This window comes from Kaistella soli, assembly GCF_019038595.1.
GTDB lineage: Bacteria > Bacteroidota > Bacteroidia > Flavobacteriales > Weeksellaceae > Kaistella > Kaistella soli.
In genome coordinates, this window is the sequence record NZ_JAHOPF010000002.1 from 105,088 (window position 1) to 129,948 (window position 24,861).

General features: G+C 40.3%; 16 protein-coding genes. 7 read left to right on the forward strand and 9 right to left on the reverse strand.

Going from position 1 to position 24,861, the window contains the following annotated elements:
• Nucleotides 1-75: 75 nt before the first annotated feature.
• Nucleotides 76-258, forward strand: coding sequence for a hypothetical protein (locus tag KSK37_RS03610; RefSeq protein WP_088360368.1), 183 nt, complete (start codon nucleotides 76-78; stop codon nucleotides 256-258).
• A gap of 33 nt (nucleotides 259-291) precedes the next feature.
• On the opposite strand, the gene KSK37_RS03615 is transcribed toward KSK37_RS03610, so the two are convergent.
• Nucleotides 292-1,314, reverse strand: a complete 1,023-nt coding sequence (locus KSK37_RS03615; protein ID WP_217199522.1) for a 3-oxoacyl-ACP synthase III family protein — start codon at nucleotides 1,312-1,314, stop codon at nucleotides 292-294.
• A 91-nt stretch (nucleotides 1,315-1,405) separates the two neighbouring features.
• On the opposite strand from KSK37_RS03615, the gene KSK37_RS03620 reads away from it, so the two are divergent.
• Nucleotides 1,406-2,308, forward strand: coding sequence for a magnesium transporter CorA family protein (locus tag KSK37_RS03620; protein ID WP_088360370.1), 903 nt, complete (start codon nucleotides 1,406-1,408; stop codon nucleotides 2,306-2,308).
• Nucleotides 2,309-2,395: 87 nt separating this feature from the next.
• Here the strand turns inward: KSK37_RS03620 and KSK37_RS03625 are convergent, their stop codons facing one another.
• The 4 genes from KSK37_RS03625 to KSK37_RS03640 are packed head-to-tail and all read right to left on the reverse strand — an operon-like array spanning nucleotide 2,396 to nucleotide 7,105.
• Entirely contained in the window at nucleotides 2,396-3,976 is a 1,581-nt protein-coding gene (locus tag KSK37_RS03625) for a DHA2 family efflux MFS transporter permease subunit (RefSeq protein ID WP_217199523.1), read from the reverse strand.
• Between the two features lie 58 nt (nucleotides 3,977-4,034).
• The gene (locus KSK37_RS03630) at nucleotides 4,035-5,153 is read right to left on the reverse strand and encodes an HlyD family secretion protein (protein ID WP_088360372.1); all 1,119 of its coding nucleotides are present in this window, start codon (nucleotides 5,151-5,153) and stop codon (nucleotides 4,035-4,037) included.
• A gap of 37 nt (nucleotides 5,154-5,190) precedes the next feature.
• Nucleotides 5,191-6,504, reverse strand: a complete 1,314-nt coding sequence (locus KSK37_RS03635; RefSeq protein WP_217199525.1) for a TolC family protein — start codon at nucleotides 6,502-6,504, stop codon at nucleotides 5,191-5,193.
• On the reverse strand, nucleotides 6,488-7,105 hold the full coding sequence (locus KSK37_RS03640) for a TetR/AcrR family transcriptional regulator (RefSeq protein ID WP_217199527.1): 618 nt from the start codon (nucleotides 7,103-7,105) through the stop codon (nucleotides 6,488-6,490). The genes KSK37_RS03635 and KSK37_RS03640 overlap by 17 nt, the downstream gene beginning before the upstream one ends.
• 213 nt (nucleotides 7,106-7,318) lie before the next feature.
• On the opposite strand from KSK37_RS03640, the gene KSK37_RS03645 reads away from it, so the two are divergent.
• Nucleotides 7,319-7,528, forward strand: a complete 210-nt coding sequence (locus tag KSK37_RS03645; RefSeq protein ID WP_088360375.1) for a hypothetical protein — start codon at nucleotides 7,319-7,321, stop codon at nucleotides 7,526-7,528.
• Nucleotides 7,529-7,554: 26 nt separating this feature from the next.
• Here the strand turns inward: KSK37_RS03645 and KSK37_RS03650 are convergent, their stop codons facing one another.
• The 3 genes from KSK37_RS03650 to KSK37_RS03660 all read right to left on the reverse strand — a co-directional run bounded on the left by KSK37_RS03650 (nucleotide 7,555) and on the right by KSK37_RS03660 (nucleotide 14,835).
• On the reverse strand, nucleotides 7,555-8,211 hold the full coding sequence (locus KSK37_RS03650; RefSeq protein ID WP_217199528.1) for a response regulator transcription factor: 657 nt from the start codon (nucleotides 8,209-8,211) through the stop codon (nucleotides 7,555-7,557).
• 173 nt (nucleotides 8,212-8,384) lie between these two features.
• Entirely contained in the window at nucleotides 8,385-13,037 is a 4,653-nt protein-coding gene (dnaE, locus tag KSK37_RS03655; RefSeq protein WP_217199529.1) for a DNA polymerase III subunit alpha, read from the reverse strand.
• 223 nt (nucleotides 13,038-13,260) lie between these two features.
• Nucleotides 13,261-14,835: a T9SS type A sorting domain-containing protein gene (locus tag KSK37_RS03660; RefSeq protein ID WP_217199530.1), complete on the reverse strand. Its 1,575-nt coding sequence runs from the start codon at nucleotides 14,833-14,835 to the stop codon at nucleotides 13,261-13,263.
• A 271-nt stretch (nucleotides 14,836-15,106) separates the two neighbouring features.
• On the opposite strand from KSK37_RS03660, the gene KSK37_RS03665 reads away from it, so the two are divergent.
• Nucleotides 15,107-17,179, forward strand: coding sequence for an alpha-ketoacid dehydrogenase subunit alpha/beta (locus tag KSK37_RS03665; RefSeq protein WP_217199531.1), 2,073 nt, complete (start codon nucleotides 15,107-15,109; stop codon nucleotides 17,177-17,179).
• 12 nt (nucleotides 17,180-17,191) lie between these two features.
• Here KSK37_RS03665 and KSK37_RS03670 read toward each other — a convergent pair whose 3' ends face one another.
• Nucleotides 17,192-17,932 carry a glycerophosphodiester phosphodiesterase gene (locus KSK37_RS03670; protein WP_246566213.1) on the reverse strand — a complete coding sequence of 247 codons (741 nt, stop codon included), beginning with the start codon at nucleotides 17,930-17,932 and terminating at the stop codon, nucleotides 17,192-17,194.
• A 166-nt stretch (nucleotides 17,933-18,098) separates the two neighbouring features.
• Between KSK37_RS03670 and ligA the strand changes: the two genes are divergently transcribed.
• The 3 genes from ligA to KSK37_RS03685 all read left to right on the forward strand — a co-directional run bounded on the left by ligA (nucleotide 18,099) and on the right by KSK37_RS03685 (nucleotide 24,815).
• The gene (gene ligA, locus KSK37_RS03675; protein WP_217199532.1) at nucleotides 18,099-20,102 is read left to right on the forward strand and encodes an NAD-dependent DNA ligase LigA; all 2,004 of its coding nucleotides are present in this window, start codon (nucleotides 18,099-18,101) and stop codon (nucleotides 20,100-20,102) included.
• A 272-nt stretch (nucleotides 20,103-20,374) separates the two neighbouring features.
• Complete coding sequence (locus tag KSK37_RS03680) at nucleotides 20,375-23,110, forward strand: M4 family metallopeptidase (RefSeq protein WP_217199533.1); 2,736 nt, start codon at nucleotides 20,375-20,377, stop codon at nucleotides 23,108-23,110.
• A 154-nt stretch (nucleotides 23,111-23,264) separates the two neighbouring features.
• On the forward strand, nucleotides 23,265-24,815 hold the full coding sequence (locus KSK37_RS03685; RefSeq protein WP_217199535.1) for a M20/M25/M40 family metallo-hydrolase: 1,551 nt from the start codon (nucleotides 23,265-23,267) through the stop codon (nucleotides 24,813-24,815).
• The last annotated feature ends 46 nt before the right edge of the window (nucleotides 24,816-24,861 follow it).

A 24,861-nucleotide genomic window follows, 5' to 3' on the forward strand; every position in this document is an offset into this window, starting at 1 on the left:
TTGCTTAGTATCATAATAGTCCAGAAAGAATTGCATCATTTTTGCAGAAAACAGTTCATATCAAAAAATAAAATTATGAAAAAGTTATTGGCTTTTGCAATTTTCGGAACTCTTTGTTTTGCAAGTTGTGCCCAGAAAGAAGAAAAACGTGATCAATACAAAGAAACCCACTCCGTAGAAGAAAAACGGAACGCGGGAGTTGACTCGGCAGCTATGGATAATATTTCGCAGAAAGAAGATTCGCTTAAAACAAAGTAAAAAAAAATGCGTCCGAAGACGCATTTTGTATTTTTAAAAATTAAAGAGCACCGAGCCCCAGGTAAATCCGCTTCCAAAAGCGGAAAGAAGTACTAAATCTCCCCTTTTTATTTTCCCCTGCTCAATGGCTTCACTCAGAGCAATTGGGATTGATGCGGCGGTCGTATTGCCGTATTTCTGAATATTATTAAAAATTTTATCGTCCGGAAGACCTAATTTTTGCTGCACAAACTGAGCGATTCTAAGATTGGCCTGATGAGGGATGAACATGTCCAAATCATCAATGGTTTTTCCGGCAGCATCCAAAGCTTCCATCATGGTTTGAGGGAATCTTGTGACTGCATGCTTGAAAACAAAGTTTCCGTTCATCACCGGATACACTTCAGCGTCTGTAACGTTTTCGGGTTCAAGCCTCATTCTGTCGCTCCAGCCATATTTCGAGCCTGGAAACTTCGTACAAAGTTCATCAGCATATTTCCCTTCAGAATGCATATTCGTACTTAAAATATCACCTGCGTTTTCGTCTTCGGTCGCAGACAAAATTACTGCTCCTGCCCCATCTCCGAAAATCACAGAAACGCCTCTTCCAGCATCTGAAAAATCCAGACCGAAAGAATGAACTTCTGCTCCTACCACAAGAATGTTTTTATACATTTTTGATTTGATAAAAGCATTGGCAACGCTCATCGCATAAACAAATCCTGAACACTGGTTTCTTACATCCAGCGCACCGATCGTTTCACAACCCAACATTTCCTGCAATAAAACACCGCACCCAGGAAAATAATAATCTGGTGAAAGGGTCGCGAAGACAATATAATCGATATCTTTCGCCGTTATACCTGCCATTTTCAACGCTTTTTCAGAAGCTTTAAAAGCCAGAAAAGCGGTGGTTTCTTCGGAATCGTTACGGTTTTTACGGTGATGTCTTTCTTTGATTCCTGTTCTTTCGGTGATCCACTCGTCATTGGTGGTCATCATTTTCGACAAATCGTCATTGGTTACTACATTTTCGGGAACGTAATGGCCAATTCCTTTAATTATACTTTTAGTCATGCAGATTTTTGAATTTGTACAAATATAAGTTTATTTAAAACATCAAAAAAACTATAATTTCTACTTTAAAAATAATCATTAAATTTGTTGAATGCCAATAGAAATAATTTACCGTAACGACCACTGTGAGTGGATTGATGTGGAAGCTCCCACCGAAGAAGACTTAGAGTTTCTTCACCAGCGGTACAAAATTAATCAGCTCCTTCTGGAAGATACCATTGATCCCAATCACCTCCCGAAATTTGAACAGGACAATGAAGTGAATTTTTTTCTGATGCGTGAAAATACCGAACTGGAGCGCGCCCACCTCAATACCATAAGTGATATTTCGACGAAACTCGGCGTTTTCTTGATCGGAAATCTGATCATTACCGTTCACCGGATGAAAAACCGCAGCATTTATGAGTTCCGGAAAGAAATAGAACTGCCCAACAATAAAGATATCAATACAGAAAAAATAGCTTTGAACCTGGCTTTAAAAGTGATGAAATCTTTCGATGACGAGTCTCAAAACCTCATGGAAACCATGGACAACATCGAGAATGAAATCTTTCTGAAAAACACCAACAGCCCCAATCAGATCCGCCGGCTTTACAAGCTGAAAAGAAAATCGGGCCTGAACGCCAGAATTCTGAATATTTCGACCGACTGGGTAGATAAATTCAAGACGCTGAAACTAAACGACGCAGAAGTAACCGATCTGAAAGACAAACACAAAGACGTTATCGCAGATTTTGAGCATCTGAATGCACAGGTGACCAACCTTATTTCGATGTTTCTGGCGATGAGCGACCAGAAAGCCAATCAGGTAATGAAAGTGCTTGCGATTTACTCCATGTATTTTTTCCCGATCACCTTTATTGCCGGAATCTACGGAATGAATTTCGACAATATGCCGGAACTCCACCACCCGCTTGGATACTTCCTTACTTTAGGATTAATGGCATTTATTTCCATTCTTACTTTTGTGTACGTAAGAAGAAAACGCTGGTAAATTCTTTAAAAATAAAAGCGGTTTCAGAAATTATAAAACCGCTTTTTGGTAAAATTATCAATAGCTGATCGCCAGATCTAATCCCATTTAATGCATCGCCTCGCTTACATCGATCGGTTCCCGGCCTTTTCTTTCTTTCACGAACAGCACAAACGGAATACAGATTAAAAACAGCAGTCCTAGATAGAGGAAAACATCCATATAAGACAATACTGAAGCCTGTTTAAGAACACTTAGATCCAAAATTTTATAAGCAGACTGCAGTGCAACATCCGGTGAAAATCCTTTGGATATAAAACTCGCCTTCAGTGCCGCAACTCTTTGCTGAACGTCAAAACTGTTCGCATCTAGATGCTGTGCGATATTGGCTTTATGAATAGAGGTTTGGTTAGAAATGAAAGTCGTAATTGCTGCAATACCAAACGAACCGCCTAACTGACGCATCATTCCGGTAAATGCTGCTCCCTGACCAATTTCCTTGCCTTTTAATGTACTTAATGAAAGCGAGGTGATCGGAATAAATAGGAGTCCCAAACCTGCACCCCGGACCATCAGCATCCAGAAGAAATCGTCTTTTCCTGTATTCGGAGTAAGAATTTTGTAGCCCCAAAAACTGTAGATAAAGAAAATCAGCAAGCCTAAAGACACCAGAAACTGCTGTTTCACACCCCTTGTCAGTAATTTACCGATAATTGGCATCATCACGGCGGTCGTTAAAGCTGCAGGAATCATCAAAGCTCCCGATTGCAGCGCTGTCCATCCCAAAATACTCTGGGTGTAAAGCGGAACAATAAACGTAGAGCCGTAAAGCCCGAAACCGAGGATGAAAGACATTGCGGTACCTATCCGGAGATTTCCGTTTTTAAGCACTCTTAATTCCACAATAGGATATTTGCAGGTAAGTTCGCGCCAGAGGAAAAGAATAAATCCTATGACTGCGACTACCGTTAATATTACGATTTCCCTGCTTTCGAACCAGTCTTCTTCATGTCCTTTTTCGAGAATATACTGAAGCGACCCTACAAATGCCGCGAGCAGTATAATGCCGTACCAATCGACATCTTTTGCTTTTCTTTTTTCTGAATATTTAGGACTTCTTACAAACTGCAGCGTCATTAAAACTGCCGCAATCCCAATAGGGATATTAATATAAAAGATATAAGGCCAACTGTAATTGTCAACAATATACCCTCCAAGAGGAGGACCAAGAGTTGGACCAATAATGACTCCCAAACCATAAATTGCCTGTGCCATGCTCCGCTTTTCTATTGGGTAAGATTCGGTAATAATAGTCTGCGAAGTTACGAGAAGTGCACCTCCGCCAATCCCCTGCATGAGCCGGAAAAACACAAGTTCCCAAATATTGGTCGCGTTACCGCAGAGAAAGGAAAATACCGTAAAAATTATAATGGAAGCCGCGAAATAATTCCGGCGTCCAAACTGTTGGGAAAGCCAGCTCGTCATTGGGACGATAATCACGTTCCCAATTGCGTACGCCGTGATCACCCAACCTACTTCAGAAAGTGTGGCACCCAAATTTCCCTTCATCTCGTTGAGCGCTACGTTTACAATCGTAGAATCCACAATTTCGAGGAGTGCACACAATATCGCCGTAATCGTTATGATAACGCGTCTTGCGCCATATTCAACTAATGAATCCTGTTCCATAATTATTGGTTTGAAAGTGGAAAGCCGGTAACTTCAGTTATCAGCTTTCGCCTTCCGTCTATTTTAAATTCACTGTTGTTTTTACATTCATTCCCGCACGTAATTTTTTAGCTACTTTAGGATCAAGTTTTACAAAATCAATTCTTACCGGAAGTCTCTGTACCACTTTCACAAAATTTCCGCTTGCGTTATCCGGAGGAAGAATAGAAAATGACGAACCTGTCGCAGGTGAAAACGAACTTACAACACCTTCAAATTTTTGACCCGGAAAAGCATCGATTTCAATATCCACTTTCTGCCCTTCTACCATTTTAGAAATCTGGGTTTCTTTAAAGTTGGCGATAATCCAGTTGTCGCTATCTCTTACTAAACTGAAAAGCTGAGAACCGGCCTGTAAAAACTGACCTTTCTGAGTAGGAACTTTTGAAACAAAACCGTCCTCGGGAGCCGTAATTACCGTATAAGATAGATTTAATTTTGCATTTTCAACATCCACTTCCCTTTGTTTTGAAATTGAAGTTGCAACGCCGATCTGCTCCGAGCTCGCAGCAGTTTGTGAAGTTACAATTCCGGTTTGTTGAGCCGCCTGATTTCTCTGATCGATCAAAATCTGCAACTGTCGGTCAGCAGTCTGTTTTGCTGCCAAAGCTGATTCATACTGTTGTTGAGTAATGGTATGGTCTTTTACGAGATTCGCATATCTGTTTAAATCCTGAGTTGTTTTCCACACATTTACTTTTGCAGCTTCGATCTGTGCATTTGCCGTGGTAATCGCTGCGTTAGTTGAATTGATGTTTTTCGAAGCTGCGTTCGTACTTGCTCTAGCAGTAGAAATATTGCTTCTGGCCGTTCCCAATGCTGCAACTGCAGACTGCAAAGCCATTCTCTGGTCTCTGTCATCCAGAATAATTAAGGTATCTCCCTTTTTTACGAACTGGTTGTCTTTCACTTTTACTTCAGCAACGTAGCCCGAAATTTTTGAAATTACCGGACTCATATTTGACGCAATTTGTGCATCGTCTGTTACTTCGTGGGTTTGTCCGAATGAATAAGTTCTGTACCCGAAAAATCCTCCAACCAACAAAACTGTGGCTAAGATGATCGGGAAAACCATACTTTTTTTCTTTTTGGTTTCCGGGAAAAGTTCAGGCTGTTCGGTGATATTTTTATTTTCCATTTTAGATAGATGTTCTTTATATTTTTTATGAATATTTTTAGTTTGAAGAAAGAATTCCTGCAGTCTGCAACAGTTTTCTGTAAGCCAGTGCGGCATCTGCTTTTGCGTTTACCACGTTCACATTGGCGGTAATCTGGCCGGCATCAGCATCAAGCAGTTCAGTAATTGTTGCCAATCCGTTATCAAATTTATTTTTAGTTACCCGGTAATTTTCATTCGCCTGGGTTGCTGCCTTTTCATAAACAACGATTTTCTTTTTCGCGAATTCAGAGTTCTGGTAATCTCTGTTGATGTCAAGTTTTATCTGGTCATTTAGGAGATCATTTGTTGCAGCAAGCTGCTTTTCCTGCGCTTCAGCTTTCATCAGCGATGAGTTCTTCTTCCAGAGATTATCGATGTTGTACTGCACTCCAATTCCGATATTGGCGGCATTTAAAACCGTTAAGATTTTTGGAATGTCCGCCGCAATATATCCTCCAGTTAAAGCAATTGTTGGTAAAGCTTCCGCTTTAGCAGATTTAATTCCCAAAGCTGCCGCTTTCCGCTGATAATCGATTGCCTGTAAATCTTTTCTGTTATCTGAGGCTTGATTCAGGTAATAAGAAACCGGCTGATTCGCAGAAAGTTCAGAAATATAATTTTCGTCTATAGCGATTTCCGTGGTTTCCGGAAGTCCCAAAAGCAAATCCATATTGATGTTGGCGATGCTGTAATTGTTCTGTGCTTCCAGCAGCTGCAGCTCGATATTTGAAGTCTGCAGGTTAGCCTTCAATTTATCATTTCTTGCAATGATTCCGTTGGTTTCCAGTTTTTGAAAGGATTGGTCTCTTTTCTGGGATGCGCTGAGATTTTCTTCCAGAACTTTAATCGCCTGACTAGCTTTAAAAAGATTATTGTAAGCCTGAGAAACGTTGTACGCGATTGCTACTTTATCGTTTTCGGAACTTAATTTTGAAGCTTCAACTAAATATTCTGCCGACTGGATGCCATATTTAATCCGTCCGCCTGAAAAAAGAGGCAGCGATCCCGCTACATTACCATAGAATGCAGAGTTTGCTTTCGGGGAATTCCCTCCGCCTGGACCCTGGGATATTTTCAGATTTACATCAGCATTCGCTAAAGCTAAAGCACTGGCAGAAGCGGAAAGGCTTGGAAGCCGTCTGTTTTTTGCTTCCAGATAATTCGCAGTAGCCTGCTGAATTTTCGCCTCGTCAATTTTCAGATTTTTTGAATTCTGAATGCCCAACTGAACTGCTTCATCCAGAGTAAGCGATTTTTTTTCCTGTGCAGAAGCACCGATTCCTAAAGCTAAAAAGGAGAGCGCTAAAACAGAATTATTTATTTTCATCATAACCTAAGAGGTATTTTAAAATGTCTTTAATGTGAATTTTTATTTCGTCAAAGTAATTGTTTTCGTAAGCCTCATCACCTTTGAAATACTCTTTGTAAATCGGTAAAGTATTGAGAGCGGTAAAAACCGTACCTGAAATGGTGGAATGAATAAACTCCAGCCGCGGTTTTTTGGAAAATATTTTCTTTTCTAATCCTGCATCGATCAATTGCCTGTAGATTTCCAGAAATCCCATTTTTGACTGATTCAGGAAGTGTACGATATGCGGGTTTTTATTTCTAAGCTGTTCGCGCTGCATGATGACGTAAAAAGTTTTAAGATTCTTTACTCTTTCGATGTAACGGTCGATTACTGTATTGAGCTTTTCCCATTCTGTAAGGCTCTCGTTGGCCAAAACTACTTTACTGAAGGCCAGGCTTTCCGACATTCGGAATTCGAAAATTTTCTCAAAAAGTTTTTCTTTGGAGCCGAAATAGTAAGAAATCATGGAAATATTCACATTGGCCAATTTGGAAATGTCTCGTGTTGACGTTCCTTCAAAACCTTTTTCAGCAAAGAGTTTTTCGGCGTTAATTAATATATTCTCTTCCTTAGAAATCATAATTAAGATGATTTTTTGCGGGTGCAAATGTAAACAATTATTTAAATAAATCAAACGATTGATTGATTTATTTTTTAATAGCAGGTTAAACAGAATTTCATTCCTAAATGTTGCCAATTCACTCCATTAGTTTTAAAAACAATTTATTTTCTACCGCTGGAAAAGAGAATTTTATTAACTTAGCATCAATTAATTAAACAATATCAGCACATTATGAAAAAGATAATTTCAGTGTTAGCAATAACAGCTTTCACATTCAGTTTCGCTCAGGAAGCCCCAAAGAAAGCATGCTGCACAGGCAAAGACGCCAAAGAATGCAAAATGGATGCTAAGAAAACCGCACAATCCTGTGACATGAAAAATCACAAAGACTGCAAGATGGATCATTCCAAAGACAAGAAAGCAGCGAAGAAAATAGCTTAAATAAAAACCACCTTGCGGTGGTTTTTTCAGTTGACAAGTCTGTTATCCATCGCGAATTTCACGAGCATTGAGGAATTGTGTACATCCAGTTTCATCATTATATTACGCCTATGCGATTCCACCGTGTGTTTACTGATGAAGAGTCTTTCAGCGATCTCCTTACTCCGCAGACCTTCACAGATCTGGTGCAGCACATCTATCTCCCTGGATGTTAAATCTTCAATACCGTTAGCTTTTTTATCCTGTTGATCATCAATATTGCAGATAAAATTATAGAGGGAATTTTTTGTTTCCTCGCTGATGTATACTTTGCCGTCCATCACCTCTTTCAGAGCATTCAGAAACTCATGACCATGGGTGTGTTTGGTAAGAAAACTCTTTACTCCTTTGTCGAAAAACTTCTTAATATTTCTCACTTCAGCGTTCGGTGAAAGGATCATAATTTTCAGGTGTTCATTCAGACTGAGCAGTTTCTCCACTACTTCCATCGCATCATTTATACTTACTGCTGCAATGTTCATAATGACAACAGAAGAATCCTCTGATACAAGGTTTTCAATTTCACTGAATTCAACGGTTGATTTATAATCATACATCTCTGTAAAGCCATTTTTATCCAGAAAACACGGAAAAGCTTCCAGGTAGAGATAATAATTATCGTAAAGAATAATTTCAGATTTCATACTATTTGTGTTTTGTGTTAATGCGAATTTAGGAGTTTTGTATGAACAACTTATGGTGGTTTTCACCCATTTTTGATATTTAACATAATTTATGATTATGTGAAGCAAAAAAAGAAACAGCAATCAAAATTGCTGTTTCTTTATGTATTTAAAAGAATATATTTTTAATCCACTTAATTAAGAAACACTTCGTATTTCTGCATATCGTGAATTACTTCCAGAAGACCGCCGTTAATGTCAACATGCGCTTTCATTGACATCAGTTCAATAGTTGACTGGTCCTGCGGATTTTTAACATAGAAATTGAGTTTCTGCTCACCATGATTTTCAACGAAATTTTCTTTGAAAAATTCAATATCCTCCTTTCTTAAATCATTAATATCCACCACTACTGTCATCTTTTTTGCAAACTTTTCGAAAGCATCTTTCAGATCGATAACTTCCGCAACATTCACAAAAACGCGTCCGTCGGCAGCCTGCGTGAATTTGATTTTAAAAATCACAAACCGCTGAACATCAATTTTATCCCGCAGTCTCATGTAATCGCGGTCACCCAAACGGAAACCGTAACTTCCGCTGTAATCTTCCAGCGTTATAAACGCGATTTTTTCCCCGCTGTTTTTCCCGTCTTTCACGACATACTCTGTTACCAGACCTGCGACCATGTATTCGGGTGTATTATTTTTAAGGGCCTGTTTTTCCTTCCAGGTAAGTTTTTCATTATTAAATAAATCCGGTTGCTGACCGGCAAAAACGTCTTTAAAAGCTTCCACTTCATCCAAATTCAGGAAGTTGAAACTTCCTTTAGGTTCAGCTTTCTTCTGCGGCTCCTCAATTAAAGCCTCTTCTTCCCCATCGAAAATTTCTGCAGGAATATCCACCAAATCATCGTCTGCATCAGCAACGTCTGCCACTTCCACCGGTAAAATTATTTTCTCCAGCTCAATAACCTCGTCCTTTTTTCCTTCCAGAATTTCTTTCTTGCTCAGAGCGCCCTGAATAAACTGGAACTGATATTTATATTCATCCAGCGGATGGGCGGAAAGATAGAAGCCGATAATTTCCTTTTCCTTGTTCAGCATGTGCATATTCTGCCATTCCGGTGCAGGATTGATTTTTGGCGGCTCAATCTTCACTTCATCAGCAAAATCGGCAAAAAGTGAATTTTCAATTTCGTTGATATTATCCTGAAAACTCTGTCCGTAGCGTAAGAGTCTTTCTATATTAGTTCTTCCTGTGGTGTCAATGTCAAAATACTGTGCCCGGTGATAGCGGTCGACTTCATCAAAAGCGCCTGCAACCACCAAACTCTCCGCTACCCTTTTGTTCATTTGTGAAGACGGAATTTTCTCGAAAAAGTCATAAATATTTTTGAATCTTCCGTTTTTTCTGGCGTTGACAATCGCTTCACTCGGTCCTTCACCAATTCCTTTGATCGCACCTAACCCAAAACGGATCTGCCCTTTTTCATTCACTGCAAATTCATACTGCGACTCATTGACAGAAGGCCCCAAAACGTCGACGCCAATACTTTTACAGTCCTCCATGAACATGGTGATCTGTTTTGTATTATTGAGGTTATTCGTCATCACGCTCGCCATATATTCTGCCGGATAATTGGCTTTAAGATAAGCAGTGTGGTAGGCGATCAGTGCATAACAGGTGGAGTGCGATTTATTAAAAGCATATTCCGCAAAAGCTTCCCAGTCTTTCCATATTTTATTGAGTTTATCGACATCGAGGTTGTTTTTCTCGCCGCCTTCTATAAATTTGGGATACATCTTGTCGAGAACATCTTTCTGCTTTTTTCCCATGGCTTTCCTCAGCGTATCAGCTTCACCTTTTGTAAAATTAGCAAGCTTTTGGGAGAGCAACATTACCTGCTCCTGATACACCGTAATTCCGTAAGTTTCTTCCAGATATTCTTTAGTTTCCTCTAAATCGTACACTGTTTCTTCCAGACCGTTTTTCCGGTTGATAAAGTTTGGAATATACTTGATCGGCCCCGGACGGTAAAGGGCATTCATGGCAATTAAATCCGCAAATTTTGTCGGTTTCAGTTCTCGCATGTATTTCTGCATTCCGGGACTTTCGTACTGGAAAATCCCTACCGTTCTTCCCTCCTGAAATAACTGAAACGTTTTAAGATCATCAAGCGGAATTAAATCAGGATCAATATCAACACCGTGTTTTTCTTTAATGAGTCTGATAGCGTGTTTGATAATGGTCAGCGTCCGCAGACCCAGGAAATCCATTTTCAGCAAGCCCGCGCTTTCAGCCACGGAGTTATCAAACTGCGAAACGAGGATATCCGGATCTTTCGCTGCAATCGTAATCGGCACCAGATTGGAAATATCTTCCGGTGTAATGATGACCCCACAGGCATGAATTCCTGTATTTCTGATGCAGCCTTCCATTCTTTGAGCTGCTGAGAGTACTCCGAACCGTCCGTCATTGGGATCAGCCAGAATATCTTTCATTTCCTGTGCAAGAACTTTATCTTCGGGACTAAGTTTATCGAATTTCGAAAAGGCTTTGGCAATATTCATTCCCGGTGATGGAGGGATGAGTTTTGCAATATTATTGGTTTCCGGTATGGAGAGATCCAAAACTCTTCCGGCATCCTTTATTGCAGATTTTCCGCCTAAAACCGAGTAAGTGATGATCTGTGCTACATTGGTTTTTCCGTATTTTTCAACCACCCATTTGATAATTTTATCCCTGCCTTCGTCATCGAAATCAATATCGATATCGGGCATGGAAATCCTTTCCGGATTAAGGAAACGCTCAAAAAGCAGATCATATTCAATGGGGTCTACGTTGGTAATTCCTGTACAGTAAGCCACAGCAGAACCTGCGGCAGAACCTCTTCCCGGCCCTACCCAAACTCCCATTTTCCGCGCTTCATTACAGAAATCCTGTACGATAAGGAAATATCCCGGATAACCGGTTTTAGCGATGACTTCAAGTTCAAAGTCAAGTCTTTCTGTTATTTCATCAGTTATCTCTTCATATTTTTGGGATGCGCCTTCATAAGTTAAATGTCTGAGATAGGCATTTTCACCACGCTTTCCGCCATCAATTTTGTCTTCCTCGCTTAAAAATTCTTCAGGAATATCAAATTCCGGAAGTAAAACATCACGTTTTAAAGTGTAGGGTTCAAACTTTACCAAAAGCTCTGAGTACGCTTCAAACGCATCGGGAAACTGAATGAAAGTCTGCTTGAGTTCGTCCTGGTTTTTAATATAATATTCGGTGGAAGGAAGCCCTCTTCTTTTACCAAAACCTTTTCCTACAGGTGAGGAAAGCTTCTCCCCGTCTTTGATACAGTACAGGATATCCTGAATATTGGCATCGGCTTTTTCGGTGTAAAATGTTTCGTTCTGAGCCAAAATTTTAGCATCATATTTTTCGGCGAATTCCAGAAGGACTTCATTTAAGTGCTCTTCTTCTTCTACCTGATGATTCTGGATCTGTACATAAAAATCGTCACCAAAAGTATCTTTCCACCATTTGAAAATTTCTTCTCCTTTCTGTTCTCCAAACTCAAGAATTGTACTCGGAATATCACCCGCAGTACCGGCAGTTAAAGCAATGAGATCTTCTTTGTACTCAGCAATCATCTTTCTGGAAATCCTCGGAACACCAAAATAAAACCCGTTCACATATCCCAAACTTGAAAGTTTAGCCAGGTTTTTATACCCGTTAAAATTTTTTGCGAGCAGCACTACATTGGTTCTGCGGTCGGGATCATCTTTGGTAAACTGTTTCTGTTCCGGCCGGTCCGATATATAAAATTCGCAGCCGATAATTGGAATCAGAGCTTCTTTCCTCGGTTCAGGTTCATTAAACTCTTCTCCGTTTTCTTCAGCTTTCAGTTTCTTTTCTGAATATTCCTGATAGTTTTTTTTGATATTACCGTTGGCTTTTTCGATTTCGGAAACAAATTTGAAAGCGCCCATCATATTACCCAAATCCACCAAACCTGCCGCAGCAAAATTATTCTGAAGGGCTTTCTTAATGAGGTCGGAAATATGGGAAGAAGCCTGCAGCGAGGAATAAATACTGTGATTGTGAAAATTGAAATAATCTCCGATTTCAATCTCATCCGTATCGCCAAAATCGACAGTTTTTTTCTTTTTGGAGTCCGCAACCTGCCGTCTGATAATGATACCAAAAGGTGGAAAAGGATTAGGATGATTCCTGATGAAGTCCTGTAATTCTGCATCTGAAATCAACAGTTTTTCAGCTGGAATCACATCTATTCTCATCATTTCGAAGAAGACCTGCGCCGTCGCATTCACGTCTGCTGCGGCATTATGCGCTTCATCAAATTTTTCGCCATAGAGTTTTTCATACAGCTCCACCAATTTTGGGGACTTATATCTTCCGTTTCTTCCGCCGCCAAGTTTACAGAAATCTGTTCCGAGTTCCATCGTATCTGCGGACGGTATTTTTTCAAGGGTATTTTCAATTTCTTTCCGGTGAAATTCGGCACCTACAATTTTATAATCGAAATCGATATTGTGACCTGCCACTACTTTTGCCTTTTGCAGCACTTCCTGAAATTCTGCCAGCACTTCCGCTAATTCACGACCTTCTTCCCTGGCCATTTTTGTTGAAATTCCGTGAATTCTTGTCGCGTTAAAAGGGATATCATAACCTTCAGGTTTGATAATGTAATCCTGATTTTCGAGTAAGTTACCGTTCTGATCATGAAGCTGCCAGGCAATCTGAACCATTCGTGGCCAATTGTCTGAATCTGTGAGCGGTGCGTTAAAATTTTTAGGTAAACCAGTAGTCTCAGTATCAAAAATCAAATACATTTTCGGAAGAATTTTGGTAAAATTAGTTTAAAATTTCTTTAGAAAAAAGTTGCAATCGTAGAAAATAGAATAAGGAAAATTTTAATGCCATTTAAGTTCCTAAGTACTAAAAAAGGGCTTAAATAAATTTCACACATGGCTATCATATGATTTAGAATTTCAGATTATAAAAATAAAAAAGGCGGCAGATAAATCTGCCGCCTTCCTGATAGTTTAAAACCAATTATTTTTTGATTGATTTTACTGTTTTAACAGTTCCGTCTTCGTATTTTAAATTCACAAAGTAAAGTCCTGATTTCAACTGACCTAAGTGCAGTTCAGCAGCAGGTGCTAAATTTTGAACAGTTCTTCCAGACGCGTCAGTGATACTGATTGATTTCACTCCTTTGATCTCTGAAATTTTCAGAACATCAGTAAATGGATTCGGGTATAAAGAAACTTCTGTTTTAGCAACGTTTCCTACCGCCAGGAACTCCTTATAATCAATAGTATAATCTTCAGCCTGTCCGTTACCCATTTGGGAACAGCCAGTTTCCAGAGCAGGGTGAATTGTAGCAGTCGAGAAGTTATATTTCACTCTCATTCTCTTCTGACCAAAAGTAGTACCTGCCGGTATTGTAATATTTCCAGTCAAGGTTACCGGATTTGTTGCAACGCCTGCCACTCTGATCATTGAAGGAGTTGTATTGAAGTAAGATTCTCCTGCGTCATCAAAATCACCGTCACCATTCCAGTCGATAAATACAGACATTGCCCATCCGTTTAAAGGGTTCGCGTTGGTTACGCCCAAGACAGTTAATGGTAGGGAGGTTACGTTATTCTTCACTTCAAACATAGTGCTTGAGAAATCTTCGTAATGTGGCACCGAACCTGAAGCCGCAGATGAAGTTTTGGTCACTCCAGCAAAGTTCACTGAAGAAATCGGGAAAATTGCCGTTGGCTGATTGGTAGTTAATCCACAGTAAGAAACAGTACTGTTTGTACTGAAAGTAACCTCCTGGCATCCTGTCGCCTCACCTTCCGTGTTGCTAGGTACAACCTTCGCATAATACGTTGTATTAGGACTAAGCGTAATGTTTTGAGAAGTACCGGCTACAGTTTGTGAGAAAACATCCGTGCCACCAGGAGTAGTTCCTACAGTAAGAATATAGTTTACCGCTGTATCCGCACTTGCCCAATTGATTGTGTTAGTACCTGCTGGTAAAACTGCCCCATTGGTAAGTCCAACGAATGAAGTGCATGATGGAGCAGCGCTGACACCTTGCTGAAGCATAGAAATATCATCAACAAAAATATTTCCGGCTGCACTTCCTACTACCCATGCACCAATACCATAGGAGGTTCCCGGCTGCATTTTACCGGCAGGAATTACTGCCGATTTTGTTGTACAGGATGTAATTGCGGCGGTACCCAGCGCAGTGCCGGCACCGATATATTCAATACTCCAGTTATTGCCGCTTGGATTGAAAGTAAATAATGCTACATACAGGGTTCCATTAGATCCCGCTGCTTTTTTGTACTTGAAGTTCACATCCACTGCCTGTCCGTTGTTAAGTTTTCCGAACTCCTCTTCAAGAACGTCTACCAAAACCATCCAGCCGGTTTGGGAAACAGTCCCTCCAATGGCTAACTGTCCGCCAAAACTTCCGGAACAGGCAGCCGCTGCAGTCATTGTACCGCCGCCAAACTGAGCGTACTGGCCCACATCTGTTGCTTCTTCAAAATCTGCTACGTGGTTAATTTGTGCATTCGCACCGATTCCTAATGCAAGAAATCCAGATAGTAATAATTTTTTCATAAATTTTTTTTTAAGTTGGCCAAATATAGAAATAAAAACATGGAAAATCAATAGTATTCAATATTTAACAGATATAATTGCGTTTTTGACTAGATTTCAATCCATTAATTGCGGTATGGAAAATAGATGTTGAAATCCGTTATTGGAGCATTCAGTATTAAAAACTGCGAATCCGACAAAACTTCATATATATTCTGGCAAAGTTTTTCTTAAAAACCAATTGTAGTCAAATGTTTTTGCCACTCCCCTAAAATTTTTATCTTTGTTAACTATGGAAATTGGCACAAAACAAAACGTTTCAGAGGAGATTTTATTAAAGGCTTTCAACCACATGATGCTCGCCAAAGCAATGGCCGACATTTACGAGGAAAACCGTAATATTACCAAATATGTTCACAGTACTTCCCGAGGCCACGAAGCCGTTCAGCTTGCAACAGCCTATCAGCTCACCAGGGAAGACTGGGTTTCACCCTATTACCGCGACGAAAGCTTACTTCTGGGAATTGGTTTTGAACCGTACCGCTTAATGCTGCAGCTGTTGGCAAAAGCCGACGATCCCTTTTCCGGCGGCCGCTCTTATTATTCACATCCGTCCAGTCTGGAAGAAAATCTTCCGAAGATTATTCATCAAAGTTCGGCTACAGGAATGCAGGCCATTCCTACAACTGGTATTGCACAGGGTATTAAATACATTCAGGAATTCGGTTTAAAGACTTACGAGAAAAATCCTGTGGTGGTATGCAGTTTCGGCGATAATTCCGTGACAGAAGGAGAAGTTTCGGAGGCGTTTCAGTTTGCTGCACTGCATCAGCTCCCCATTATTTTTCTCATTCAGGATAACGAATGGGGAATTTCCGTTACCAAAGAAGAAGCCCGTACTTCTGACGCGTACGATTTCGCTGCAGGCTTTGTCGGGTTAAACCGGATGCGGATTGACGGAACCGATTTTGTGGCAAGCTTTGAAGGCATAAAAAAAGCAGTCGATTTTGTAAGAACGGAAAGAAAACCAATGCTCGTCTGTGCAAAAACCGTGTTAATTGGCCATCATACTTCAGGAGTGAGGAGAGAATTTTACAGAGATGAAGAAGACCTTACAAAACACCGCGCCAAGGATCCGGGAAATATTTTAAGAAACAGATTGATTAATGAAGGCATCAGCGAAGACCTGCTGAAACAGATCGAAAAGAAAGCAAGACTGGAAGCGGAACAGGCTTTTCAAAAAGCGATCAATGCACCAGATCCTAAAGCTGAAACTGTAGAAAACCACGTTTTTGCCCCGACCCCGATTACCGAAGAAGTGGGTGAACGCGAACCAAAAGGCCAGGAAAAAATCGTGATGGTGGATGCTGCCATCCACGCTATCCAGGAAATCATGTGGAAACATCCCGAAGCATTGCTTTACGGCCAGGATGTGGGTGAACGAATCGGCGGTGTTTTCCGCGAGGCTGTTACGCTGGGAGCAAAATTTGGGAACAAAAGAGTTTTCAATACCGCTATTCAGGAAGCATATATCATCGGTTCCACTGTTGGAATGAGCGCCGTCGGTTTAAAACCGATCGTTGAAGTACAGTTCGCTGATTATATATATCCGGGAATCAACCAGTTGATTACGGAAATTTCAAAATCAAATTATTTATCAAACGGCAAATTTCCGGTGAGCAATATCATCCGTGTACCAATCGGAGCTTACGGCGGTGGCGGACCTTATCACAGCGGAAGTGTGGAAAGTATTCTCGCCAATATTAAAGGGATCAAAATTGCTTATCCGAGCAACGCGGCAGATTTCAAAGGCCTACTGAAAGCAGCGTATTACGATCCCAATCCAGTGATTATGCTCGAACACAAAGGCTTATACTGGAGCAAAGTACCAGGAACTGAAGACGCCAAAACCATCGAACCGGCGGAAGATTATATTTTACCGCTCGGAAAAGGAAACATTATTCTTGAAGCCAATCCATCAGAAACAGAGAAAGGCAGAACCATGCTGATTGTCACCTACGGAATGGGTGTTTACTGGGCAAAAGAGGCCGCCAAAAACTTCCCCGGAAATGTGGAAGTGATTGATTTAAGAACGTTAATTCCTCTGGATGAAAAATTGGTTTTCGAAAGAGCAAAACTCCATGGAAAATGTTTGGTTTTAACGGAAGAGCAACTCAACAATTCATTTGCTGAAGCCTTCGCTCACCGTATTTCTAAAAACTGTTTCCGATATTTGGACGCTCCGGTGGAAGCAATGGGTTCACTCAATCTGCCCGCGGTTCCTATCAATCTTATTCTGGAAAAAGAAATGCTGCCTAACGCTGAAAAAGTGTCAAAGAAAATTGAAGAAATGCTGACGAACTAAGAAAAAAGCATATTAGTTATTTTTTAAAAGGTGAGGAATATCGGTCGTGATGTGACCGATACCGGAATTTTTAAGTTCCAGGAAAATATTTATATCATTTACCGTCCAGGAGTTTGTTATTAAACCTAGATTTTGGGCTTCCTGAATCCAGGTCGGATTTTTCTGCAAAACTTTGTAGTGATAGCCAAAACCGTCTATATCAAGTTTTACCAGTTCCTGTGGGGAAAGGTCGCCGTTGAGATACTGTACCACTGCCTCTCCATTGCGTTTCTTTATTTCTTTGCAGATATTTAAACTGAAAGAAATGAATTCACACTGCCCAAAAAGTTCCAGACGTTTAACTTCTTTCAATGCTTTTTCCACCATTTCGATTTCGAGGTCTAAGGTTTTTGCAGGCTTAAGTTCAATAATCAGTTTTACTGAAGAATCTTTTCCGCCGTGTTTTAAGTACTGTTTTAGTGTTGGGATTTTCTCCCCGTTCTGAAGTTTTTGCTTTTTCACTTCCGACCAGTCGGATTCAGAAATTTCCAAACTGTTGAACTTTTCGTCATGATTGATGATCAGTTTACCGTCTTTCGTCATCCGCACATCAAATTCAGATCCATACACTTTAAGTTCCTGTGCATTCTGCAAAGAAGAAATTGAATTCTGAGCCGAATTTTCGGTTTTCCAGAAGCCTCTGTGCGCAATAATTTTGGTTTGCGCGGAAAAAACAGCTGTGGCAAAAAGTAACATTGCTGATAATTTGTTCATAAAATTAAGATTAATTTCCAGTATTTTCACTTTTCTTAGAGTTGCAGAAGCGTATATCAAATTCAAGCCTTTGAATTACTAATCATTGAGCTGATATATTCAAAAATGCAGTTATAATTTTAGAAATCCGGATTCATTTAATTATTTTTGTGCAAACCTCCTTAAGATGCCCGAAAACATTCAGCAAAAAATAGAAGAACTCCGAACAGAACTTCATCAGCACAATTACAGCTATTATACTTTGGATGAACCTACCATTTCAGATTTTGAATTTGATTTGAAATTGAAGGAACTTCAGGATCTGGAAGCGAAACATCCCGAGTTTTACGACAGCAACTCTCCTACTTCACGTGTCGGTGGGGAAATCACCAAAAATTTTCCGACCGTTCAGCATCAGTTCAGGATGTATTCTCTGGATAATTCTTACGATTTCAACGACCTTGAAGACTGGGAAAACCGAGTACAGAAAACTGTGAACGGACCAGTGGAATTTGTTGCGGAACTCAAGTATGATGGCGCATCAATCTCCATTCTGTACGAAAACGGCAAACTGAAAGAAGCTGTGACGCGCGGTGATGGTTTTCAGGGAGATGAAATCACTGCAAACGTGAAAACGATTTCTGAAATACCCATGCAGCTTCACGGTGATTTCCCGGAGCGGTTTTTTATACGCGGTGAAATCTATCTGACCAGAAAAAACTTTAATAAAATCAATATAAGACGCGAGGAAGAAGGTTTGGATCCGTTTATGAATCCAAGAAATACAGCTTCCGGAAGTTTAAAAATACAGGATTCTGCGGAAGTAAGAAAACGCGGTCTTTCATCGGTGCTGTATCAGTATATTTCTGCTGAATTTCCGGCTAAGACTCACTGGGAACTTCTTCATAAAACAAAATCCTGGGGATTTCATATTTCAGAACAGGCAAAACTTTGTAAAACGCTGGACGAAGTAAAAGAATTTATCAGTTTTTGGGATCTTGAAAGACACAAACTTGGTTTCGATATCGACGGAATTGTCGTCAAAGTGAATGATTTGGCTCAGCAGAAAAATTTAGGATATACCGCAAAATCCCCGCGCTGGGCGATGGCTTATAAATTCAAAGCCGAAAAAGTGGAAACCGAACTGCAGGCCGTTACTTACCAGGTCGGAAGAACGGGCGCTATCACTCCCGTTGCCAATCTGAAACCTGTTCTGCTGGCCGGAACAGTTGTTAAAAGAGCAAGTCTGCATAATGAAGATATCATCAAAAAACTGGGTCTTCATGAGCACGATTTTGTGTATGTCGAAAAAGGAGGCGAAATTATTCCGAAAATCGTAGGGGTAAATCTTGAAAAAAGAAACACTGAAAATCCAGAAATCGAGTACATAAAAAACTGCCCGGAATGTGGCACCGAACTCATTAAAATTGAGGATCAGGCGATTCATTTCTGCCCGAACGAACTGCACTGCCCGCCGCAGGTTGTAGGTAGAATGATACATTACGTTTCCCGAAAGGCACTGAATATCGAAAACCTTGGAAGCGAAACGATCGAGCAGCTCTACCGCGAAAAGCTGGTTGAAAATCCTGCCGATTTTTATGCGTTATCCAAAGAACAGCTTCTCCCGCTGGAAAGAATGGCTGAAAAATCTGCACAGAATATCATTGACGGAATTGAAAAATCGAAGACCGTTCCTTTCGAGAAAGTATTATTCGGAATCGGAATTAAACATGTTGGCGAAACCGTTGCAAAGAAACTGGCAAAGAACTTTAATTCCATAGATGATCTCCGGAAGGCTACTGCGGAAGAACTAGTACAGGTAGAAGACATCGGCGGTAAAATCGCGGACAGCATCATCGCATTCTTTCAGAACTCCGAAAATATTCTGATGGTAGAACGATTGAAATCCTATGGTGTTCAGCTGGAAAGAGGCGAAAACACCAGCGAAGTTTTAAGCAACGTCCTTGAAAACAAGACTTTTCTGTTCACCGGGAAACTCTCTCTTTTCACGCGTGATGATGCCGAAGAAATGGTGGAAAAACATGGCGGTAAAAATATTTCTGCAGTTTCCAAAAATCTCAATTATCTGGTCGTTGGCGAAAAAGCCGGAAGCAAGCTGAAAAAAGCCCAGGAAATCGGCTCGATAGAAATTTTGGACGAACAGGAATTTCTGAATCTTATTTCAAAATAAATATTGATTTTCAAAATGCTTAGAAAAGACGCTGTATTCCTATTTTCGCAATAATTATTAAATTTCATTTAGGAAAACATAATGATATTATGCAATAAATAAGTTTTCCTAAATATTACTTCGTTGAGGTTAATGTCATAAAAAATCTATTTACTTAAGAATAAACTACTTAATACGCCTTATAAATAAATTTTCAAAAATAATTTGCTGATTTATTTTTTGTATTGCAATTTTATTTACATTTGATCAAATTATTAAATAAATATTGTCTTATGAAAAAACATATATTTTCTGCAGGATTAATAATGCTGCTTATTGCGGGTCAGGTTTCAGCACAGGATTTTGTGAGTAAAAGAAACATTGACACCAATGGCAGAGTTGATTTGATCACCTTTAACGGTGGACTGAGCGCCAGATCAGCAAACATAAATGAAATTTTAAAACAAAGCCTGAACCTTGACTCGAGGGCAAGTTTACAAAGTGTCAAGACTCAGCTTGATCCGTCGAGTTCTTTCGTTGACGAAAAATTCCAGCTTTATTACGACGGTATAAAAGTTCAGTATGTAGTGTATACTACGCATTCTCAAAATGGAAAAGTGGCAAGTTTATCCGGAAATATTTTCCCGATTACTGATGTTACTACCCAACCTGCATTAAGTGCTTCTTCAGCTTTAAATTCTGCCCTTAAACATACCGGTGCCGAAAAATACATGTGGGAAGATGCAGAATACGCTAAAGAAAACAATTATAACAAACCGCAAGGCGAACTGGTTCTCGTTCCAATTGAGCAAAATGACGGTTCATTCAAATTATTACTGGCTTATAAATTTGATATTTATGCCGCCCAGCCTTTAAGCAGAGAATATGTTTATGTAGATGCTTTGGATGGAAAAATTCTGATGACCGACGCGATCATTAAACATGCAAAAGGAATTTTCGGAGATTCTGCAGCTCATAATGAACATATTGAAAAAAGTTCAGACATTGAAGCTGCAAAATTAGCTTTGGTTGATGGCACTGCGGCTACAAGATACAGCGGCTCAAAAACTATTTCTACAACTTTAGTTGGGACCAATTATACGTTGCGCGATGCAACCCGTGGGAGTGGCGTTTTTACCTATAATTTAAAAAAAGGAACGACTTTAAAAACAACCGATTTTACCGATGCTGATAATAACTGGACTGCTGCTGAATTTAACAACGCAGCGTTTGATAATGCAGCTTTAGACGCACATTGGGGAGTCTCCAGCACGTATGATTATTTTAAAAACACCTTCAACAGAAACAGTTACAATAATTCCGGAGGTGCTCTGAAAAGTTACGTTCATTACAGTTCCGCATACGAAAACGCGTATTGGTCAGGAACAGAAATGGTTTACGGTGACGGAGCCTCCACTTTTGCACCGTTAACTTCTTTAGATGTAACTGCACACGAATTGGGACACGGAATCTGCGAATATTCTGCAAACCTGGTTTACTCCAGAGAATCCGGCGCGCTGAATGAAGGTCTTTCTGATATTTGGGGATCTGTAGTGGAAAATGCTTTTGCACCGACCAAACAGAATTTCTTAATCGGTGAAGATATCACGAAAACTGCTCCGGGATATTTAAGATCAATGAGCAATCCGAAATCCGGATTAAGTGCACAACCGGATACCTATTTAGGAACAAACTGGAAAGCTGCAACAAGCAGTTGTACACCGACCAACAATAATGACCAGTGCGGCGTTCACTACAACAGTGGAGTTCTTAACCATTTCTTCTATATTTTGACTCAGGGAAAAACAGGAACGAATGACAAGGGAAATTCTTATTCTGTAACCGGAATCGGTTTTGATAAATCTGCGAAGATCATCTACAGAATGGAAACTTCTTACCTTTCTTCTACATCAACTTATGCAAGTGTTTTAACCTATGCAATTCAGTCTGCAAAAGATTTATACGGCGCAGATTCCCCTGAAGCAATCGCAACCCAAAACGCATTGTACGCAGTTGGTTTAGGAACAGCATATTCCGGCGGTGGAACTTCTACGGATACGATTGCTCCTTCTGCTCCGACCAATCTTACTGCAAGCGGAACAACTTCTGTGGCGACTAATTTAAGCTGGTCAGCTTCTACTGATAACGTTGGTGTAACAGGTTATGATGTTTACAGCGGCGCAACTTTATTAGGAAATACAGCAGTAACTTCTGCATCAATTACTGGCTTAACAGCTTCTACAACCTATAACTTCACTGTAAAAGCAAAAGATGCAGCAGGAAATGCTTCCGCAGCAAGTAACGTTTTATCCGTAACTACAGGATCTGGTACCACTCCACCGGTTGCTTACTGTGCTTCAAAAGGAAATTCTACATCTGATGAAAAAATCAACAAAGTAGTTTTCGGAACCATTAATAATACTTCTACCGGAACTGCAGGTTATGAAGATTTCACAGCTCAGATTGCGGATGTAAATAAGGGAACTGCTTACACCATTACCATTACTCCGAAATGGACTTCCACAACTTACAATGAAGGCTATGCGGTCTTTATAGATTATAACGGAGATGGAGATTTTTCTGATGCTGGAGAAACCGTCTTCACAAAAGCTGCTTCCAAAACGACGCCGGTTTCAGGATCAATCACAATTCCTGCAACTGCGCTTACCGGCAACACCAGAATGAGAGTTTCCATGAAGTATAATGGAATCCCAACTTCCTGTGAAACCTTCTCTTACGGACAGGTTGAAGATTATACCTTAAACATTAAACCTGCAGGAACTGTTTCTTCATTAGCTGGAAACACTGTTGAAAACGTAAATGTTTATCCTAATCCGGTAAAAGATGTGTTGAACATTAATGCTAAAGGAGATTACAGCTATCAACTTATTTCCACAGACGGAAAAATTGTTAAAGATGGCAATCAGTCCGAAAGCGCGGTCAACGTTCAGAATTTGCCAACAGGAATGTACATCATGAAGATTACGCAGGACGGAAAAACTTCCACTCATAAAGTGATCAAAAAATAGGCTTAATTATTTTAAGTAGCGACTTCGGTCAAAGCCGGGAGGATTTATTCTTCCGGTTTTTTTTTTGATAATGGTTCTATTGGAAAATTTCTGTGCCAGTGTCCTTTTCCGTGATTTCATAAATTTTGTTATCTTCACAAAAAAAGTTAATATAATGAAGAATTACGCGAAGGTACTGATGGTATCAACGGTTTTTGCAGTCGGATTAAATGCCCAGACGAAAGACCAGATGGTAAAATCTATTATGGAGGAAACCTACCAAAACTCTCAGCTTGAACATCTTGCCTATGAATTAACAGATGAAATCGGTCCACGGTTGGTCGGAAGCCCGAAAATGCAGCAGGCACACGACTGGGCGGTAAAGCGCTTCCAAAACTGGGGAATTGATGCGAAAAATGAGCAGTGGGGAGAATGGAAATCTTGGGAAAGAGGAACTTCAAGCATAGAAATGGTGCATCCTTACACCAAATCTTTAGAAGGAATGCAGCTTGCTTTCAGTCCCGCAACATCATCAAAAGGTCTTACTGCTGAAGTAATAATGCTGCCGGAATTTAAATCCAAAGAAGAATTCAGCAAATGGCTTTCAAAAGTGAAAGGAAAACTGGTAATGGTTTCACAATACCAATCATCCGGCAGACCGGAATACAACTGGAAAGAATTTGCGACGCCCGAGTCTTTTGAAAAAATGAAAAAGAATGCGGAAGCAGAATCAGAGCAATGGAGAAAAAGCATTCAGAATACCGGGGAGACATCAAGAACCCTGAATAAAAAATTAGAAGAAGCCGGCGCTGCCGGAATTATCTCTTCTACCTGGTCAAGAGGTTTTGGAGTGAACAAAATATTTGCTGCCGGAACAAAAAAGATTCCGGCTGTTGATATCTCTCTTGAAGATTACGGCCAGCTTTACCGAATGCTGCAGCACGGAACCACACCGAAACTGAAAATTCAGGCCAACTCCAAAGACAAAGGAATGGCGCCGACTTTTAATACCGTTGCGGAAATTAAAGGTTCTGAAAAACCTGATGAATACATCATCCTTTCTGCCCACCTTGATTCATGGGACGGCGGAACCGGTGCTACTGACAACGGAACAGGAACCATCACCATGATGGAAGTTGCCAGAATTATCAAAAAATTATACCCAAACCCTAAGAGAACCATTATTGTCGGTCTTTGGGGAAGTGAAGAACAGGGACTTAACGGCTCCCGCGGTTATGTGTCCGCACACAGAGACCAGATGCCAAAAGTACAGGCTGTTTTCAATCAGGATAACGGTACCGGAAGAATTGCAAATATCAGCGGACAGGGCTTTCTGAATTCTTATGATTATTTAAGCCGTTGGCTTAGTGCCGTTCCAAGTGAGCTTACCAAAGATATTAAAACTACCTTCCCGGGAACTCCCGGTGGTGGCGGTTCTGATCATGCTTCTTTCGTAGCGGCGGGTGCGCCTGCATTTATGCTCGGATCGCTCAACTGGAGTTATGGTAATTACACCTGGCATACCAATCGCGATACTTACGATAAAATTGTTTTTGATGACGTAAAAAGCAACGTAGCACTTATTGCGATCCTGACGTATATGGCCAGCGAAGATCCTGAAAAATCTTCTGCTGAAAGAAGCAAACTTCCCATTGATTCCAGAACCGGCGAACCAATGAAATGGCCGGAAGTGAAAGAACCGACCAGAAAAGGCGGTTTGGATTAATAATTTTGCAATCATAAAAAAAACGTTCATCATTTTGGTGAACGTT